Below are 18,301 nucleotides of genomic sequence, written 5' to 3'. Positions count from 1 at the left end.
TCCATGCGAGACGCATACGTACTGGGGGCCGGACAGTCGTCGTTCGGCTCCTTCCCCGAACGATCGTACCTCTCGCTGTTCGACGACGCGTTCGACGCGGCGGTGGACAGCGTCGACGGCGAGCTCTCACCCGACGAGATCGACGAGGCGTTTCTCGGCACGCTCGGCGTCGGCGGGCGCCAGATCGGCCTCTCGGGGCCGGCGGTGACCGAACACCTCGGCCTCCACGGCGTCCCGACCACGCGGGTCGAGAACGCCTGCGCGGCCAGCGGCTACGCCTTTCGCCAGGCGGTGACCGCCGTGCGATCGGGAATGGCCGACGTCGCGCTGGCGGGCGGCTACGAGGTGATGACCGACGCCAGCTCCGACCACACGCGCTGGTGGCTCGGCGTCAGCGGCGAGACCGAGTGGGAACGGATGAGCGGAACGACCTTCGCGGGCGTCTACGCCCAGATGGCAAGCGCCCACATGGAGGCGTACGAGACGACCACCGAGGACTTGAGCCGCGTCGCGGTCAAGAACCACGGCAACGGCGCACAGAACCCGAAGGCCCACCTCGGCTTCGAGTGCTCGCTCGAGGACGCCGTCTCCGCCCCGGCGGTCGCGGACCCGCTGAACCTCTATCACTGCTGTCCGACGACCGACGGCGCAAGCGCCGTCCTCGTGGTCAGCGAGGACGTCGCCCGCGAGTACGGCGACGCGCTCGTCCGGGTCGCCGGCGCCGGGGCCTCGAGCGGGCGGGTCGGGCTCTTCCAGCGCGAGTCGCTGACCTCGATCCCCGCGAGCGTCCGCGCTGGCGAGGACGCCTACGAGGAGGCCGGGATCGGTCCCGACGACCTCGACTTCGCCGAGGTCCACGACTGTTTCGCCATCGCCGAGTTGCTGGCCTACGAGGACCTGGGCTTTTGCGAGCGCGGCGAGGCGGGCCGACTCCTGCGGGAGGGGGTCACCGACCCCGACGGCGAGTTGCCGACCAACACCAGTGGCGGGCTCAAATCGAAGGGCCACCCCATCGGTGCGACCGGAACCGGCCAGGTCGTCGAGGCGTTCAAGCAGCTCCGCGGCGACGCCTACGTTCAGGTCGAGGACCCGCGGTACGGACTCACCCACAACGTCGGCGGCAGCGGGGGCGGGGTCACCGTTCACGTCTTCGAGCGCGAGGAGGTGGACGCATGAGGGGGATCGTCGCGGGCAGCGTCTACGTCCCCCGGTTCAGACTCGAGAGCGAGGAACTCGAGGCCGCGTGGGGAACGAACCACGCCTCGGGCGTCGGGGAGAAGGCCGTCCCCGCGGCCGACGAGGACGCGCTGACGATGGCGATCGCGGCGGCCCGGCGGGTCCTCGACGACGCCGCGCTCGAGCGCGCGGCGCTGGAGACCGTCGCGGTCGCGACGACGAACCCGCCACTCGAGGAGGGCGACCTCGTCCCGCAGCTGGTGCGGGCGCTGGAGCTTCCCTCGGACGTCGCGAGCGCGACCCTCACCCAGCACGCCGCGGGCGGCGCGGAGGCGCTCTCGCGGGCGCTCGACGCGGACGGTCCCGCGCTGGTCGTCGCCTCGGACTGCCCCGAGGGCGAGCCCGCCGACGCCGACCACGCGCTGGGCGCGGGCGCGGCGGCGTTCGTGATCGACGACGATCCCGCGGTCCCGATCCGCGACGTCGCCTGGCACAGCGACCACGCGCCCGGCGTCCGCTTCCGCGAGCGCGGCGACCGTGGCGTCGAGTCCCTCGACATCACGACCTACGAGCGGACGGCGCTCCGCGAGGCCGTCACCGAGACCGCGTCGGCGCTCGCGGTCGACCTCGAGGACGTCGGCGCCGCGGCCGTCCACCAGCCCGACGGCGGGCTTCCCTACCGCATCACGGGCGATATCCCCGTCTCCGGCGAGGCGGTGGCGGCCGGCACCGTCGCCGACCGCATCGGCGACGCCGGCGCGGCGACGGTGCCGATCGGGCTGCTCGCGGCCCTCGCCGAGGCCGAGGACGACGCGACGCTCGGCGTCTTCGTCGGCGGCGGTACCGCGGCCGCGCTCGCCTGCGAGGGAAGTCTCCCCGTCTCGGGCCTCGAGGACCTCGAGGGCGGCGAGTCCGTCGAGTACGCGACCTACCTCCGCGAGCGGGGCTACGTCGTCGACGGCGAGGTCGCCGGCGGGGGCGCGAACGTGAGCCTGCCGAACTGGCGGCGCTCGCTCGAGCAGCGCTACCGGCTCGTTGCCGGCGAGTGCCCCGACTGCGGGGGGATCAGCTTCCCGCCCGAGGGCGCCTGCCAGGAGTGTCACAGCCGCGTCGAGTTCGAACCCCTCGAGGCCTCCCGGACCGGAACGACCCGCGCGGTGACGGTTATCGGCCAGGGCGGCGCGCCGCCCGAGTTCGCCGAACTGCAACAGCGCGACGGCGCCTACGCCGTCGCGATCGTCGAACTCGAGGCCGGCGATGGAACGGTGACGCTGCCGGCCCAGCTCACCGACGTCGATCCGGAGTCCGTGGCCGTGGGCGACGAGGTCCGGGCGACGATCCGGAAGATCTACGCGCAGGAGGGCGTGCCCCGCTACGGCGTGAAGTTCGAACCGGTCGAGTAGCGTCCCGACGCGCTCGGTCCCCCTACCGACTGCAAGAACCGACGGAACCGCTGCCTTTACCGCGGTAACGGTGTACAAGGTACGTGTAGACACATGACAGACGACTGCGACGAGTGCCGGGGCGCGCGTCCGGGGAGCCCGTACGGGGCGGAGACGCGGTCGCTCGACGACCTCCTCGAGGTGCTGGCCGACCAACGCCGACGGTGCCTGCTGGCGTACCTGCTGGATCGGGACGCGGCTGCCGCGTCGTTCGAGGACGTCACCGACGGCGTCCTCGCGGAGCTGGAACGACGGGGAGACGGGCGACCGAAGCGGGAGGTGATCGCCGCGGACCTCCGGCATCGCCACCTGCCGCGACTGGCCGACGTCGGCGTCCTCGAGTACGACTCGCGGAGCCGAACGATTCGGGTCCACGGCCACGAGCGTCTGGAGCGACTGTACGAGCAAATCAGACCGCTCGAGGCGGAGTAACCGAGGACGGGACTGCCCGAGCGCAGGGGGACGGTACGCGTTCCGTCGACTTCGCTGACGGCCGCGACCCACCGATATGCTTATCCGTACCATGTGAGATGATATCGTATGCGAGACCTCCAACCTCCGACTCCGGACGATCTCGAACAGTCCGCCGCGGTTCATCACGTCGACCTCTCCGAGGCCGAGCGCGATGACCTCGCGGCTGCAGCCGCCGGACTTTTGGACGCCTACGAGCGACTCGCGGAGCTCCCGCCGTCGGAGCCGACGACGCCTGCCGACCCCGATCGATCCGGGACCGTCCCAAGCGACGACGAGAATCCGTACAACGCCTTCATCAGGCGTTGTTCCGTCTCCAGCGACGGCGGCCCCCTCGAGGGGTACGACGTCGGACTGAAGGACAGCGTCTCCCTGGCCGGGATCGAACTGACCTGCGGCTCCGCGGTGCTCTCGGAGTACGTCCCCTCGACGGACGCGACGGTCGCGACGCGGCTGCTCGAGGCGGGTGCGACGATCACCGGGAAGCTCAACATGGAGGACATGGCGTTCTCGGGCAGCGGCGAGCTTTCGGCCCACGGCCCCGTCCCGAACCCGCACGATTCCGACCACCTCGCCGGCGGCTCCTCGAGCGGTTCGGGCGCCGCGGTCGCCAACGGCGACGTCGACATGGCGATCGGCACCGACCAGGCAGGATCGATCCGCATCCCGGCCGCGTGGTGTGGCTGCGTCGGACACAAGCCGTCCTACGGGCTCGTCCCCTACACCGGGATCGTCGGACTCGGTCGATCGTTCGACCACGTCGGCCCCCTCGCCCGTTCGGTCGAGGACTGCGCCCGCACACTCGAGGCGATCGCCGGCCCGGACGGGCTGGATCCGCGCCAGGGTGCCATCCCGACGGAGCCCTACGCCGAGGACCTCGAGACCGACCCCGCCGATCTCACGATCGGCGTCCTCGAGGAGGGGTTCGACCGCGAAGAGAGCGAGCCTGGCGTCGACGAGACCGTCAGCGACGCGCTCGAGGATCTCGCCGACGCGGGCGCCGAACTACGCGAGGTGTCGGTGCCGATGCACCGCGACGGGCTCGCGATCTGGAACGGGATCGCCATCGAGGAGACGACCGCGACGATCGCCGGCGAGGGAATCGGCTCCTTCGGGAACGGCTACTACGACGCCGAGCTGATGGCGGCGTTCGGCCGGGCGCGCCGGGAGCGGGCTGACGAGTTCCCGCCGACTGTCAAGCTCGTGGTCGCTCTCGGGGAGTACCTCGCCGAGGAGTATCACGGTCGCTTCTACGCCAGGGCTCGGAACCTCGCGCTGGACCTCGCGGCCGCCTACGACGAGGCCCTCGCCGACGTCGACGTCCTCGCGATGCCGACGACGCCCCAGACGGCTCACGAGCGCCTCGAGGACCCCTCGCGGCTCCAGGTCCTCGAGCGAGCGGTGAACATGCTCGAGAACACCGCGCCGTTCGACGCCACCGGCCACCCCGCGCTCTCGGTTCCCGCGGGCTCGAGCGACGGGCTCCCGGTGGGCCTGATGCTCGTCGGCGAGGCGTTCGACGACAGGACTGTACTGCGAGCGGGTCGGGCCGTCGAGCGAAGCGTCGACTGGACCGCCTGACCCGTTTCGAACGGACGGGAGGTGGGATGGGAACACTTTTCATCGTCTCGCGAGTGGATTCGTGTATGCACGTCACGGTACTCGGAGCCGGGAGCATGGGACACGGAATCGCGCAGGTGTCCGCAATGGCGGGCCACGAGGTCGTTCTGCGGGACATCGAGGCGGACCTCGTCGAGGACGGCCTCGAGGGGATCCGCGAGAACCTCCAGGGCGGGGTCGACCGGGACAAGGTCACCGAGGCGGAGATGGAGGAGACCCTCGAGCGGATCGAGGGGATGACCGACCTCGCCGACGCCGTCGCCGACGCCGACCTGGTGGTCGAGGCGGTTCCCGAGGATATGGAGCTGAAGCAGGACGTCTTCGCCGACGTCGAGGCGGCGGCGGACGAGGAGACGATCATCGCCTCGAACACCTCCTCGCTGTCGGTGACCGAGATGGCCAGCGCGCTCGAGCGGCCCGAGCGCGCCGTCGGACTGCACTTCTTCAACCCGCCTCACATCATGGATCTCGTCGAGATCGTGATCGCCGAGCAGACCGACGCCCGGACCGAGGACGCGGCAATCGAGTACGTCCGCGGGCTCGAGAAGGAAGACGTCGTCGTCCGGGACACGGCCGGTTTCGCCAGCTCGCGGCTCGGCGTCGCGACGGGGCTGGAGGCGATCCGGATGGTCGAGGAAGGCGTCGCCAGCCCGGCCGATATCGACGAGGCGATGAAGATCGGCTACGGCTACCCGATGGGGCCCCTCGAGCTGACCGACCTCGTCGGGCTCGACGTTCGCCTCCACATCGCCGAACACCTCCGCGAGGAGTTAGGCGAGCGGTTCAAGCCCCCGCAGACGCTGCGCCGGAAGGTCCGGGCGGGCAAGCTCGGCAAGAAGTCCGGCGAGGGCTTCTACGTCTGGGAGGACGGCGAGCGCGTCGGCACGAGCGGCGACTGGGGTGAGGACGATGACTGAACTCGAAGACGAGTACGAGCTGCTGTCGGTCGAGGTCGGCGAGCGCGCCGATCGGGTCGCGACGGTCGCGATCGAGCGCCCCGACGCGCGCAACGCGCTCAACGGCCAGGTCCGCACGGAGCTCAAGGACGCCGTCGCCGCGGCCGACGCCGACGACGAGGTTCGCGTCCTCGTGCTCACCGGCGGCGAGGGGTCGGGCGCGTTCGTCGCCGGCGCCGACGTCACCGAATTCGCGGATCGGGGCGTCGTCGAGCAGCGCGAAGCCAGCGAGCGACCCCGCGTCTACGAGACCGTCGACGACGCCTCGATCCCCGTGATCGCCCGCGTCAACGGTCACGCGCTGGGCGGGGGCTGCGAGCTCGCACAGGCCTGCGACGTCCGGATCGCGCAGGCGGGTGCGAAGCTCGGCCAGCCCGAGATCAACCTCGGGATCATGCCCGGCGGCGGCGGCACCCAGCGACTCACCCGCCTGGTGGGCGAGGGCCAGGCCATGAAGCTCGTGCTCTCGGGCGAGCTGATCGACGCCGCCGAAGCGAAGGAGATCGGCCTGATCGACGAGGTCCACGACGCCGAGTCCCTCGACGACCGCGTCTACGAACTCGCCGGAAAGATGGCTTCGAAGAGCCCGATCGCACTGGAGTTCGCCAAGAAGGCGATCAAGGCCAGCTCCCGGACCGGCCTCGAGGAGGGGCTCGACTACGAGGCCGAGCTGTTCGTCCAGTTGTTTGCCACCGAGGACAAAGACGAGGGGATCGAGGCGTTCCTCGAGGGACGCGATCCCGAGTTCACCGGCGAGTAACCGCGTCGACGTCCGCGGCTCTCGTTTCGGATTCTGCGTCGGAAGCTGCGGACGAGGCACGCGTCCCGGCGAAACCGGCCGCTCTCGGCGCCTCTCAGGCGTCCCCGATGCGGAGAACCGGCTTGATCGTGTCGCCGTTCTCCGAGTCCTCGACCGCTCGTTCGATCTCCTCGAAGTCGTAGTACGTGATGAGTTCGTCGAACGGGAACTTCCCGTCCCTGTACAGCTCGATCAGGTCCGGGATGAACCCCTGCGGATCGGCGTCGCCCTCGACGATCCCGGTGATGCTCCGCCCGTTCAGGATGAGGTCGTTGACGTCGTAGCTGGCCCGCGTGCCAAGCGCCGGGGCGCCGACGATCCCGAGGGTGCCCCGCTGGGTGAGGACGTCGGTCGCCTGCTCGGCGACGTCCGGGACCCCGGTCGTCTCCAGCGCGTAGTCGACGCCGCCGGTTAGCTCCCGAACTGCGCCGACGACGTCGTCGGCGTCGTCGGGGTTTACCGTCTCGGTGGCACCGAACTCGCGGGCCGATTCCAGTCGCCCGTCCACCAGATCGACCGAAACGATCTCCGTGCAGCCCGTTAGCTCGGCCGCCATGACGGCGGAGAGGCCGACCGATCCCGCGCCGAAGATCGCGATCGACGATCCCGGGTCCGGCGACAGGGAGTTGATGACGCCGCCCGCACCCGTCTGGATCCCGCACCCCAGCGGTCCGAGCGCTTCCAGCGGAACGTCCTTCTCGACGGGGACGACGTTTCGATCGGTCGCGACCGCGTGGGTGGCGAACGACGACTGGCCGAAAAAGCGTCCGCTGATCTCGTCGCCCTCTTGCGAGATCGGCGAGCTTCCGTCCTCGGGTCGGGCGCCGCCGAAGTTGTGCGCGAAAAAGTCCGCGCAGAACGCGGGATGGCCGTCCCGACAGCTCGGACAGGTTCCGTCGGAGTCGAAGCTCAGAACCACGTGGTCGCCGGGGTCGACGCTCGAGACGTCCGCGCCGACCTCCTCGACGACCCCTGCCCCCTCGTGGCCCAGCACCGCGGGCAACGGCGTCGGATACAGCTGGTCGCGAACGATCAGGTCGGTGTGACAGACGCCGGCTCCGACGACGCGAACGAGCACCTCGTCCGATCGCGGTTCCTCGAGCGTTACCTCCTCGATCTCGAACGATCCGCCTCCTCGCGGACGACCGCAGCGTGAGCGTTCATAGGTTACGACCGGAACTCCACGCGACGACACTTAGCGTTTGTCACGCTGTTCCATAACATGGGATGCGGTTTCCGGCGAGCATCACAGGCGGCAGTCTGGTAGACGAGTTGGATATCAAACCGAAACGGGTGTCGGTACCGGGTCAGTCGTCCGCGGGGGTTACCGTCCCGCCTGCGGCCTCGAGTCGGACGCTCGAGACCTTGAACTCCGGAATCCCGCTGATCGGGTCGAACGTCTCCTGGGTGAGTTCGTTGACCGCGCCGTCGGCGAAGTGCATCGGCATGAAGACGACGCCTCGGTCGGGACGGTCGGTCACCTGCGCGGTCACCTCGATCGAGCCGCGCCGGGACTCGAGGCGGACGTCCTCGCCGTCGGCGATCCCGAGCTGGGCGGCCGTCTCGGGGTGGACCTCGACGAAGCTCTCGCCGACGTGGGACATGATCCCCTCGACGCGGCGGGTGAGCGTCCCCGTGTGGAAGTGATAGAGGACGCGCCCGGTCGTCAGCGTCAGCGGGTACTCCTCGTCGGGGAGCTCGCCGGGCTCTCCCAGGTCGGCGGGGACGAACCGTGCCTTGCCGTCGTCGAAGTTGAATTCCTCGTCGTAGAGGTACGGCGTGCCGGGATCGGACTCGTCCCGACAGGGCCACTGCAGTCCGCCCTCGCGCTCGAGGCACTCGTGGCTGATTCCGCCGTAGATCGGCGCGAGATCGCTGATCTCGTCCATGACCTCTGCGGGCGAAGCGTAGCTCCAGTCGTAGCCCAGCCGGTTCGCGATCGTCTGCAGAATCTGCCAGTCCTGGCGGGCCTCCCCGGGCGGGGACAGCGCCTGGCGGACCAGCTGGACCCGACGCTCGGTGTTGGTGAACGTGCCGTCCTTCTCGGCGAAGCTCGCTGCCGGCAGGACGACGTCGGCGTGTTCGGCGGTCTCGGTCGGGAAGATGTCCTGGACGACGAGGAACTCGAGTTCCTCGAGGGCCGCCTCGGCGTGGTCGATGTCGGGCTCGGAGAGCGCGGGGTTCTCGCCCATCACGTACATCCCGCGGACGGCGCCCGCGTGAGCCTCCTCGAAGACCTCGGGAACGGTCAGCCCGGGCTCGCTCGGGGGTCGCTCGCCCCAGGCCTCCTCGAACACCTCGAGGACGTCGGGGTCGTCGACGGGCTGGTAGCCCGGCAGGCTGTTGGGCAGCGTGCCCATGTCGCCGCCCCCGCCCTGGACGTTGTTGTGGCCGCGGAACGGCGAGAGCCCCGAGTTCGGTTTGCCGATATGGCCCGTGACGAGCGCGAGGTTCGCCAGCGCCAGCACGTTCTGGGTGCCGTGGGAATGTTGGGTCATCCCCATCGCCCAGCCGAACACGCAGCTGTCGGCGGTCGCGATCGTCTCGGCCGCGGTCGCGAGTTCGTCGGGCGCGACGCCACAGAGACGCTCGACCGCCGCGGGCGTGAACGGCTCGACCTTCGTCCGGAGTTCCTCGAGGTTCTTCGTTCGTTCGGCGACGAACTCCTGGTCGTGGAGGTCGTGCTCGAGGACGTACCGGGTCAACCCGTTGATCCAGGCGACGTCGTAGCCGGGCTCGACCCGGGTGTACTGGTCGGCGTGTTCGGCGATGCCGACCCGTCGCGGATCGAAGACGAACAGGTCCGCGCCGTCGCGGACGTTTTGTTTGATGCGGGTGGCGAGCACAGGGTGGCTCTCGGTCGTGTTCGAACCGGTGATCAGGTAGCAGTCGGCGTTGGCGACGTCCTCGATGCGGTTCGTCATCGCGCCGTAGCCCACCGTCTGTTTCAGGGCGGCGACCGTCGAGGAGTGACAGAGCCGCGCGCAGTTGTCGACGTTTTTCGTCCCCAGGACCTGGCGGGCGAACTTCTGTAGCAGGTAGTTCTCCTCGTTGGTACACTTCGAGGAGGCGAAACAGGCCAGCGCGTCGGCGCCGTGCTCGTCGCGGATTCCGGAGAGGCCGTCGGCGACGCGCTCGAGGGCCTCCTCCCAGCCGGCCTCGCGGAGCTCGCCGCTCTCACGGTCCCGAACCAGGGGTCGTTCGAGACGGTCCTCGCTGTCGACGAAGTCGTAGCCGAACTTCCCCTTGACACAGGTCGAGAATCCGTCGTTAGCGGGGGCGTGGTCGGCGTCGGTCGGTCGGACCCCCAGCACCTCCTCGTCGTCGGCGTAGACGTCGAACCGGCAGCCGACGCTGCAGTAGCCACAGGTCGTCTCGGTGACGTCGAGATCGTCGAGGCGACGGTCGGCGACGAACTCGGCGATGTCGAACATCCGCCCCTCCGAGAGGACCTTCGTCGCGACGCTCTCACCGGCGTGTTCGGCCTCGAGGAGCGCGCGTTCGCCGGCCTCCCGGACCGCTCCGGTCGCCCGTCTCTTCGCCCGCTCCATGACGCCCGCGACGCCCGACAGTTCGGCGTCGTCCTCGGCCTCGGCGGAACCGCCCGCGCCGTGGGCCCCGCTCGAGTCCTCGGGTTCGACGGTCTTCCCGATGGAGTTCTTCTGGTTGAAGCCGGGAACGGGCAGCGTCGCGCTGTCGGCGAGACCCTTCTCGGTGATCGACCCCGTCGGACAGACCGTCGCGCAGTGGCCACAGGAGACGCAGGCCGAGTCGACCATCGCCTCGGCGTCGTCCTGGAAGCCGATCCGGGTGTCCTCGCCGGTCCCCTCGATCCGGAGCACGCCCTCGACCTGGACGTCGTTACAGGCCTCGACGCAGCGATTACAGAGGATGCACTTGTTCCGGTCGATCCGGATGAACGGCGAGGTGTCGTCGAGGGGCTCGTACTCCTCGCGGTCGTCGAAGACGCCGTAGCGCGGTTCCTCGACCTCGTTCTCGATCGCGGTGTCCTGGAGCTCGCAGCGCCCGTTCTGGCCGCAGGTCGTACACCGGAGGTTGTGGTTCGAGAGCACCAGATCGAGGTTGACGTCCCGGGCCTCCGCGGCCTCCTCCTCGTCGGTTCGGACCTCGAGCCCCTCCTCGGCGGGGTGGCTACACGCGGGCACGATCCCGCGCTCGTCGGTGTCGATGACGCAGGTCCGGCAGGTGCTCCGGGGGCCGATCTCGTCGCTGTCCTCGTAGTGACACAGCGCGGGCACGTCGGCGTCGGCTCCGGCGGCCTCGAGGGCGTCGAGGATCGTCGCGCCGTCGTCGACGGTGACCGTTCGCCCGTCGACGGCGAGCGTGGTTCGGCCGTCGGCGCCCGCGGGGTCGGGATCGTTCGCCGTCCCCGTCGTGAAGTTCTCGGTCAGCGGGGTGCTCGGCTGCGGATCGTCGACGTCCGGCACGCTCGGCAGCGGTTTCCCGTCCGATACCTCGGCTCGGTCGCGGTGGCTCTGGCAGTGATCCTGTAAGCTCATGCGTTCCCTCCGTCACACTCCCCGGCGGGACAGCGTCCGTTCGCGTGGGCGACGAACTCGGGCTCGAACGTCTCCAGCGCCGTCGTCGTCGGGCGGGCGGCGTCCCGACCGAACCCGCAGAGGCTCGAGCGCTCCATCACGCGGGCCAGCTCTCGGGCTTCGTCGATCGCGCCCTCGCGCTCGTAGGTCGACCGAAGCAGCTCGGTCAGCTGCGTCGCTCCCTCGCGGCAGGGAACACAGCGGCCGCAGTTCGTCTCTCGGGCGAACGCCGCGCGCCGTCCCGCGAGCGCGACGGGACAACGGTCCGTGCCGAACAGTTCGATCGCCCCGTTCGTGCCGAGTCCCGCGGCCGCGAGGTCGCGAGCGCTCGCGGAGACGTCCAGCGTCTCGGTCAGCCCGCCGAAGACCCCGCCGACACACGCCAGTGCGGCCTCGTCGACTCCCAGCGGTTCGACCGCCGCCGCGAGGGTCTCGTCGGTCGGCACCTCGACGACCGTCGACGGCCCGAGGTCGCCGCCGACCTCGAACAGCCGCGTCCCGGGGTCGTCGTCGTCGCCGACGGGCGCGTCCTCGAGCGCGAGCGCCCGCAGCTGGGCGAGCGTCCGCGGCGTGTGGATCACGGTCGGCCGGCCGTGCAGCCCGTACTCGGACGGTCCCGGCGGAGTGCGCCGCGCCTCGATTCGATCCGCACCCTCGAGGGCCTCGAGGGCCATCGTCGGCTCGCCGGCCGCGTACTCGTCGGGGCCGGCGACGACATCGATCGGGACGTCGCCGTCGACGACCCCCTCGAGACGCGCGGCCGCGTCGGCCGCGGTTCGGTGGACGCGCTCGTCGTCCTCGTTGCAGTAGACGACGACGTCCGCGGCGCCGACGCGGTCGGCGACCGCGACCGCGGGATCGAGGACTGCCAGTGGATCCGCGGCGAGCAACAGCGAATCGATACTCACGCGCGGGTCCGCCTCGTTGGCGTTGACGACGACGACGGGCTCGCCGTCGGTACTCGCCGCCGTCTCCCAGGACTCGCCGACCGGTTCGTTCGTCGCGATATCGCCTCGGCCGCGTCCGCGGAGGCCCGCGTCCGCGGCCCGCTCGAGTTCCTCACCAGAGCCGTCGGCGAGGACGGGTCCCCTGGTGGCGTAGTCGGCGACCGAGGTCGGGCGGGTCCAGCCGCAGGCACCCACCACTCGGCCCCGATCGACGGCGAACGGGACGTTCTCGGCTCCCGGAAGCGCCGTCACTCCGGGGTCGTGTTCGACGACGGCCGTCGCGCCGTCGGTCGGGAGCTCGTCCCGCGTCAACGACTCGGCGACCGCTTCGACGCTCGCTCGGTCGGGGTCGGCGAAAAACGCCGTTCGGTCCCCGAGCGTCGCCGCGACGCAGGGATCCAGCGCCGCGACGCCGGTCGGGCCGACGTCGACGACGGATAGCGATTCGGTACGGGTCTCGCTGGCGTTCGCACGCAGGGCGTCCGTCTCGATCGACCGCGCCCCGATCGGGACGCGAAGGACCGCCCGGGCGTCGAACGCGCTCTTCCGATCCATCAACTGCGTCTCTCGAGCGGTCCGGGGTAAGTGTTGTTTTCCGCGCCGAGGGCAGGTAGTCGCGGCCGAGCGTCCGGGCTACTCGCCGGTGAACTCGGGGTCGCGGTTCTCGCGGAACGCCTCGAGCCCCTCGCGGTGGTCCGCGGTCTCGATGAGCGTGCTCTGGGCGAGTGACTCGAGGACGCCCGCCGTCTGCATGTCGGTGTCGCGGGCGGCGTTGACGACGCGTTTCGCCAGGCCGAGCGCCTGTGGGGGCTGCTCGAGCAGCGACTCCGCGTAGGACCGCGCGGCGGCGTCGGGGTCGTCCGCGACGCGCTCGACGAGGCCGATCTCGCGGGCGCGCTCGCCGTCGATCAGCTCGCCGCTGAAGATCAGGTCCTTTGCTGTTCCCGGCCCGACGAGCTGGACGAAGCGGGAACAGCCGCCGAGCCCGGGGATGAGGCCGATATTGTGCTCGGGAAAGCCGAGCGTCGCGTCGGGGCCGGCGATCCGAACGTCGCAGGCCAGCGCGAGCTCGAGCCCGCCGCCGACGCAGGTGCCCTCGATCGCGGCGATGACGGGTTTCTCCATCGTCTCGAGGCCGTCGAACGCCCGGCCGAGGATTCGCGAGTTCGAGCGGAACTCGGCGGTGGTCCAGTCCTGTGCCGTCTCGAAGAGGCCGACGTCGGCCCCGACCGAGAAGACGTCGGCGTTCCCGGCGAACACGCCGACCCGAACCCGATCCTCCCGGAGCACGTCGACCGCCTCGGCGAGTTCGTGGCGCATCTCCTGGTCGATCGCGTTGACGGGGTCGTTGTCGATCCGGACCGTCGCGATGCCGTCGTCGACGGTAACGTCGAGCGTGTCGAACGTCATGCGTCGGTAGACGGATGGAACCGTCTTGATTCTACTGACTCACCCACTCGGGTTCGCGGTCCGCGAAGAACGCCGACAGTCCCTCGTCGAAGAGGTTCGAGTCGCTCATGCGCTTGATCGCGGTCCGCTCGTGCTCGAGGTGTTCGTCGAGCCGCCCGGCAAATACCGAGTCGACGAGCTCCTTGGTCCGGGCGTGGGTTTCCGTCGGCCCCTCTGCGTAGGTCCTCGCGTCGGCCGTCACCTCGTCGACGAACGCCGCTTTCTCCGTCTCGTATCGCCCATTGGCGAGGCCGAGTTCGACCGCCTCGGCCGCGGTGATCGGCTGCGGGTCGAACAGGAGCTCACGAGCCTTGTACGGCCCGACCGTCTTCACGAGGAAAAACGGCGTCGCGTTGTCCGGCGTCAGCCCGATCCGCGCGTAGGCGGTGTCGAAGATGGCGTCCTCGTGTACGTAGATCAGGTCACACGCCAGCGCGAACCCGAGTCCGCCCCCCGCCGCGACGTCGGTCACCGCCGCGATCACCGGGGCGGGGAAGGTCCGAACGGTGCGGATGAACCGGTTCGACGCCGCTGCGATCGCGTCGATCTTCGCGGGGCGCATCTCCTGGGGCCGCTGCTCGATCGCGCGCAGGTCCGCGCCGACGGAGAACACCGGCTCGCCGTAGACGATCAGACAGTCGACGTCGCCCGCCAGCGCCTCGACGGCCGTCGCCATCGCCTCGACCTTCGACGGCCGGAACGTGTTCAGCGACGAGTCTCCGTTCTCCATGACGAGGCGGGCGATTCCCGACTCCTCGAGGTGCTCGATCCGTACCTCCTCGTGTACGCGTTCGGTGTTCGCTATCATCCCTGATTGCCCTCGCGTTCGTCGCCACGGACCGCACCGTCATTACGATACCGCTCGGCGAGGGCCAGATACTCCTCGCAGTACCACCGGATCTGCTCGCGGTGGTCCTCGGAGAGCGGCCGGATCTCCGCCGGCGCGCCGTAGGCCATGTGACCGCTTGGCACCTCCTGCTCCTCGCGAAGCAACGTCCCGGCGGCGACGATGCAGTCGTCGCCCACCGTCGCGCCGGGAAGGATCGTGCTCGAGATCCCCACGAGGACGTCGTCGCCGACGGTCGCCCGGTCGACGACGACGTTGTGGCCGATCGTGACCCCGGAGCCGATCGTCGCCTCGTGGAGCATCGTGAAGTCCTGCACGTTCGAGTCCGCGCCGACCGAGATCGGGCCGTAATCCCCGCGGAGACAGGTGAACGGCCAGACGCTCGCGTTCTCCGCGACGGTGACGTCTCCGATCAGGGAGGCCATCTCCGAGACGAACGCCGAGTCGGCGATCGACGGCGTCGTACCTTCGAATGCGCGTTGCATACTCCGACTGTGTCGGGCGGGCAAGTTATTACTTGACCCCCAGGTACCCCTCCATCGCTTCCCGGTCGGCGAGCAGCTCCGCGGCCGGCGAGTCGTGGACGATCCGCCCGTTCTCGAGGACGTAGGCGTGGTCGGCGAGCTCGAGGGCCATCTCGGCGTTCTGTTCGACCAGCAGGATCGTCACCCCCTCCTCCTCGTTGAGCTCTCGGACGATGTCGGCGACGTCGTCGACGATCTGGGGGGCCAGGCCCTCGCTGGGCTCGTCGAGCAGGAGGACGTCGGTCTCGGGGCCGAGCAGCGCGCGGGCGATCGCCAGCATCTGCTGTTCGCCCCCGCTCATCGTCCCGGCCTTCTGGCTGCGGCGCTCGTCGAGGCGGGGGAACCGCTCGTAGACGTCCTCGAACCCGCCGGACTGGTCGCCCTCGCCGGTGCTGGCGGCCAGCCGGAGGTTCTCCTCGACGGTCAGCCCGCCGAATACCCGGCGCTCCTCGGGCACCCAGGAGATTCCGCGCTTGCGGATCTCGTAGGGCTCGAGCCCGTCGATCGGCTCGCCGTCTTTCGCGATCGTCCCCTCGGCCGGCGGCGTAAGTCCCAGAACGCTTCGCAGCGTCGTGGTCTTGCCCGCGCCGTTCCGGCCGACCAGGGCGACGATCTCGCCGCGGGGGGTGCCCAGCGAGAGGCCGAACAGGTGGTGGCCCGGCCCGAGGTAGGTGTGTAGGGAGGCGCGGGGGAGCAGCCCCTCGGCCGCCGACGCTCGGTCGGCGGCCGGCGTTTCACTCACGGCCGCCACCTCCGAGGTACGCCCGCTGGACGCGCTCGTCGGCCTGGATCTCCGCCGGAGCGCCCCACGAGAGCAGTTCGCCCTCGTTGAGCACGGCGATCTGGTCGGAGAGCTCCATCACGATGTCGGTGTCGTGTTCGATGAGCACGAGCGTGACGTCGTCGGCGATCGCCTTGACGAGGTCGACCACCTCGTGGGTCTCCTCCGGGCTCATCCCGGCCGTCGGCTCGTCCATCAACAGCAGCTCCGGCCGGGCCGCGAGCGCGATCCCGATCTCGAGGTGACGACGCTGCCCGTACGAGAGGTTCGCCGCCGTCGTGCGGGCTGCGTCCTCGAGGTGGACGCGCTCGAGGATCTCGTAGGCGTCCGCGATCGGCTCCTCGAGCGAGGCGTGGTGTCTGGCGAAGTCGTCCGGGCCGAACCCGCTGTAGTGTGCCTGGGTGGCGATCCGAACGTTCTCGAGGGCGGTGAGCTCCCCGAAGAAGTTCGTGATCTGGAACGACCGGACGACACCCCTGTCGACGATCTCGTGTGGAGCGAGCCCGCCGATGGACTCGCCGCGGAATTCGATTCGCCCCCCGGTCGGCTCGTGTTTCCCGGTGAAGAGGTTGAACAGCGTCGTCTTCCCGGCGCCGTTCGGGCCGATGATCGAGGTGATCTCGTCGGCGGGGATCTCGATCGAGACGTCGTCGATCGCGGTCAGCGTGCCGAACTTCTTCGTGACCCCCTCCGTCCGGAGGATCGGGTCGGTTTCCGATACGTCGCTCGCGGTCGCAGTAACGGTTTCGCTCATGTTATCGTCTTACCTTCTCGATGTAGTTTCGGATCGCGCGTTTCGCGTTCGTCGCGACGTTCGTCGGGTCGTCTCGAACGGAGGTGATCGCCCCGGCCAGCCCCCGGGGCGCGAAGATCACCACGACGACGAAGATGCCGCCGAGGACGATCTCCCAACTGGCGAACCCGGCGAGTTGCTCCTCGAGGAAGACGACGAGGGCGGCGCCGAGCATCGGTCCCCAGAGGGTGCCGAGCCCGCCGAGCAACAGCATGACGACCAGTTCGCCGCTGATCATCCAGTGGAGCATCCCGGGGTGGGTGACGCTCTGGAAGGGGACGTACAGGCCGCCGGCCAGGCCGGCGAAGGCGCCGCTGAGTGCGAACCCGAACACCTTGTACCGGCGGACGTCGTAGCCGAGGAACTGCACCCGCTCCTCGTTCTCGCGGATCCCCTGCAGGACGCGTCCGAACGGGGAGTTCGAGAGCCGCAGCAGCGCCACGAACGAGAGCGCGACGGCCGCCAGCGTCAGGTAGAAGTACACCAGCGTCGGCGTGAAGTCGACACCGAACAGCGCGTACCGCTGGATCCCGTACAGGCCGTTGTCGCCCCCGGTGAACGACTCCATACCGAGGATCGTCGCCGGCAGGTCGGTAAACGCCATCACGTAGAACAGCTGGGCGAACGCCAGCGTCAACATCGCAAAGTAGATCCCGCGAGCGCGGACGCTGAACCAGCCGATGATCCCTGCCACGACCGCGCCGACGACCATCGCGGCCGGAAGCACGACCAGCGCGTTCACCGTCACCTCGCTGATCAGCATCGCCGCGGCGTACCCGCCGGCGCCGAACATGGCGGCATGGCCGAACGAGAGCAGGCCGGCGTACCCGAAGACGAAATCGAGGCTCAGCGCCAGCAGCGCGAAGATCATCATCCGCACGAGCATGTTGAGCCAGAACGGCTCGTAGGCGTCCGCGATCGGCGCGAACAGCGCGAGCGCGCCGACCGAGACGAGCACCGCGAGTCGACCCCGGCTCGAGAGCAGCTGATCGCCCGTTTGCGACGACTGGCTTCGACCGAAGAGTTCGACGACTGATTTCATCTATGCTGCCTCCGTTGCGCCGAACAGTCCGCTCGGCTTTGCCATGAGGACGATCGCCATCATCGCGAACAGGAACAGGTCCGTCAGCGTCGGGGCGATCAACGCCCCGTACGCGGTCACCAGCCCGATCAACAGCGCCGCGTACACGGCGCCGCGGAAACTACCCAGGCCGCCGATGACGACGACGATGAACGTCTCGATGATGATCCCGAAGCCCATCCCGGGGTGGACCGACCGGGAGCCGCCGAGCAACACCCCGGCGACGCCGGCCAGTACGGCGCCGAAGACGAACACGCCCGTGAACACCTTCGAGACGTCGATGCCGAGAGCGCTGACCATCTCCGTGTCGTGGGCGCTGGCCCGCATCAGGATGCCGAGATCGCTTCGTTCGATGGCCAGCCAGACGACCGCGATCAACAGCGTGCTCACCCCCAGCACGAACAGCCAGTAGATCGGGTAGCTGACTGGACCGACCGAAACCGACCCCGAGAGGAGGTCGGGAACCGGGATCTGCATCGACTGGGCGCCCCAGATCTCGATGATGGCCCCCTGGATCATGATCGCGACGCCGAAGGTCAGCAGGATGTGATACAGCGGGTTCCGGTCGTACAGCGGGCGCAGCGAGAAGATTTCGATCGCCGCGCCAACGAGCCCGACCATCAGCGGTGCGAGCACCAGCGCGAGCCAGAAGCTCCCGAGCTGGCCCGCGACTACCGTCCCGAAGTACGCCCCAAGCATGTACAACGCGCCGTGGGCGAAGTTGATAACGTCGAGCATCCCGAAGATGAGCGTCAGGCCGGCAGCGATGAGCGCCAGTGTCATTCCCAGCTGGAGCCCCAGCAGCGTCGCGCGGAGGACCGACTCAATCACGGCGAACGCACCTCCGAGTCGATCC

The 18,301-nt window shown here is 69.5% G+C and carries 16 protein-coding genes; 6 read left to right on the top strand and 10 right to left on the bottom strand.

Annotation, left to right across the window (positions count from 1 at the left end; genetic code table 11):
• Positions 1 to 3: 3 nt before the first annotated feature.
• From GWG54_RS10745 to GWG54_RS10720, 6 genes are all read left to right on the top strand, one after another.
• The gene (locus tag GWG54_RS10745; RefSeq protein ID WP_167937769.1) at positions 4 to 1,176 is read left to right on the top strand and encodes a thiolase domain-containing protein; all 1,173 of its coding nucleotides are present in this window, start codon (positions 4 to 6) and stop codon (positions 1,174 to 1,176) included.
• Entirely contained in the window at positions 1,173 to 2,579 is a 1,407-nt protein-coding gene (locus GWG54_RS10740; RefSeq protein WP_167937768.1) for an OB-fold domain-containing protein, read from the top strand. Before GWG54_RS10745 ends, GWG54_RS10740 begins: the two co-directional genes overlap by 4 nt.
• Before the next feature lie 93 nt (positions 2,580 to 2,672).
• Entirely contained in the window at positions 2,673 to 3,050 is a 378-nt protein-coding gene (locus GWG54_RS10735) for a hypothetical protein (protein ID WP_167937767.1), read from the top strand.
• 108 nt (positions 3,051 to 3,158) lie between these two features.
• On the top strand, positions 3,159 to 4,670 hold the full coding sequence (locus tag GWG54_RS10730) for an amidase (RefSeq protein WP_167937766.1): 1,512 nt from the start codon (positions 3,159 to 3,161) through the stop codon (positions 4,668 to 4,670).
• A 65-nt stretch (positions 4,671 to 4,735) separates the two neighbouring features.
• Positions 4,736 to 5,626: a 3-hydroxyacyl-CoA dehydrogenase family protein gene (locus GWG54_RS10725; RefSeq protein WP_167937765.1), complete on the top strand. Its 891-nt coding sequence runs from the start codon at positions 4,736 to 4,738 to the stop codon at positions 5,624 to 5,626.
• A complete protein-coding gene (locus GWG54_RS10720) occupies positions 5,619 to 6,425 on the top strand; it encodes an enoyl-CoA hydratase/isomerase family protein (RefSeq protein WP_167937764.1) in 807 nt (268 codons plus the stop codon). The genes GWG54_RS10725 and GWG54_RS10720 overlap by 8 nt, the downstream gene beginning before the upstream one ends.
• Before the next feature lie 94 nt (positions 6,426 to 6,519).
• On the opposite strand, the gene GWG54_RS10715 is transcribed toward GWG54_RS10720, so the two are convergent.
• The 10 genes from GWG54_RS10715 to GWG54_RS10670 form a co-directional block, all read right to left on the bottom strand.
• Positions 6,520 to 7,542, bottom strand: a complete 1,023-nt coding sequence (locus GWG54_RS10715) for an NAD(P)-dependent alcohol dehydrogenase (protein WP_312854277.1) — start codon at positions 7,540 to 7,542, stop codon at positions 6,520 to 6,522.
• 229 nt (positions 7,543 to 7,771) lie between these two features.
• Entirely contained in the window at positions 7,772 to 10,984 is a 3,213-nt protein-coding gene (gene fdhF, locus GWG54_RS10710; protein ID WP_167937763.1) for a formate dehydrogenase subunit alpha, read from the bottom strand.
• A complete protein-coding gene (locus GWG54_RS10705; protein ID WP_167937762.1) occupies positions 10,981 to 12,525 on the bottom strand; it encodes an NADH-ubiquinone oxidoreductase-F iron-sulfur binding region domain-containing protein in 1,545 nt (514 codons plus the stop codon). Before GWG54_RS10705 ends, fdhF begins: the two co-directional genes overlap by 4 nt.
• Before the next feature lie 78 nt (positions 12,526 to 12,603).
• The gene (locus GWG54_RS10700; RefSeq protein WP_167937761.1) at positions 12,604 to 13,380 is read right to left on the bottom strand and encodes an enoyl-CoA hydratase/isomerase family protein; all 777 of its coding nucleotides are present in this window, start codon (positions 13,378 to 13,380) and stop codon (positions 12,604 to 12,606) included.
• Between the two features lie 31 nt (positions 13,381 to 13,411).
• Positions 13,412 to 14,227 (bottom strand): enoyl-CoA hydratase/isomerase family protein, encoded by an 816-nt coding sequence (locus GWG54_RS10695; protein ID WP_167937760.1) that lies wholly within the window; start codon positions 14,225 to 14,227, stop codon positions 13,412 to 13,414.
• The gene (locus GWG54_RS10690; RefSeq protein WP_167937759.1) at positions 14,224 to 14,751 is read right to left on the bottom strand and encodes a gamma carbonic anhydrase family protein; all 528 of its coding nucleotides are present in this window, start codon (positions 14,749 to 14,751) and stop codon (positions 14,224 to 14,226) included. The genes GWG54_RS10695 and GWG54_RS10690 overlap by 4 nt, the downstream gene beginning before the upstream one ends.
• Positions 14,752 to 14,779: 28 nt before the next feature.
• Positions 14,780 to 15,541 carry an ABC transporter ATP-binding protein gene (locus GWG54_RS10685; protein ID WP_167937758.1) on the bottom strand — a complete coding sequence of 254 codons (762 nt, stop codon included), beginning with the start codon at positions 15,539 to 15,541 and terminating at the stop codon, positions 14,780 to 14,782.
• Positions 15,525 to 16,325: an ABC transporter ATP-binding protein gene (locus GWG54_RS10680; RefSeq protein ID WP_167937757.1), complete on the bottom strand. Its 801-nt coding sequence runs from the start codon at positions 16,323 to 16,325 to the stop codon at positions 15,525 to 15,527. Before GWG54_RS10680 ends, GWG54_RS10685 begins: the two co-directional genes overlap by 17 nt.
• 1 nt (position 16,326) lies before the next feature.
• A complete protein-coding gene (locus tag GWG54_RS10675) occupies positions 16,327 to 17,406 on the bottom strand; it encodes a branched-chain amino acid ABC transporter permease (RefSeq protein ID WP_167937756.1) in 1,080 nt (359 codons plus the stop codon).
• On the bottom strand, positions 17,407 to 18,276 hold the full coding sequence (locus GWG54_RS10670) for a branched-chain amino acid ABC transporter permease (RefSeq protein ID WP_167937755.1): 870 nt from the start codon (positions 18,274 to 18,276) through the stop codon (positions 17,407 to 17,409).
• Positions 18,277 to 18,301: the final 25 nt, after the last annotated feature.

The organism is Natronococcus sp. JC468 (assembly GCF_012163165.1).
Taxonomy (GTDB): Archaea; Halobacteriota; Halobacteria; order Halobacteriales; family Natrialbaceae; genus Natronococcus; species Natronococcus jeotgali.
The sequence above is the reverse complement of the archived record's forward strand: the minus strand, read 5'-3'. Positions and strand labels throughout refer to the sequence as shown.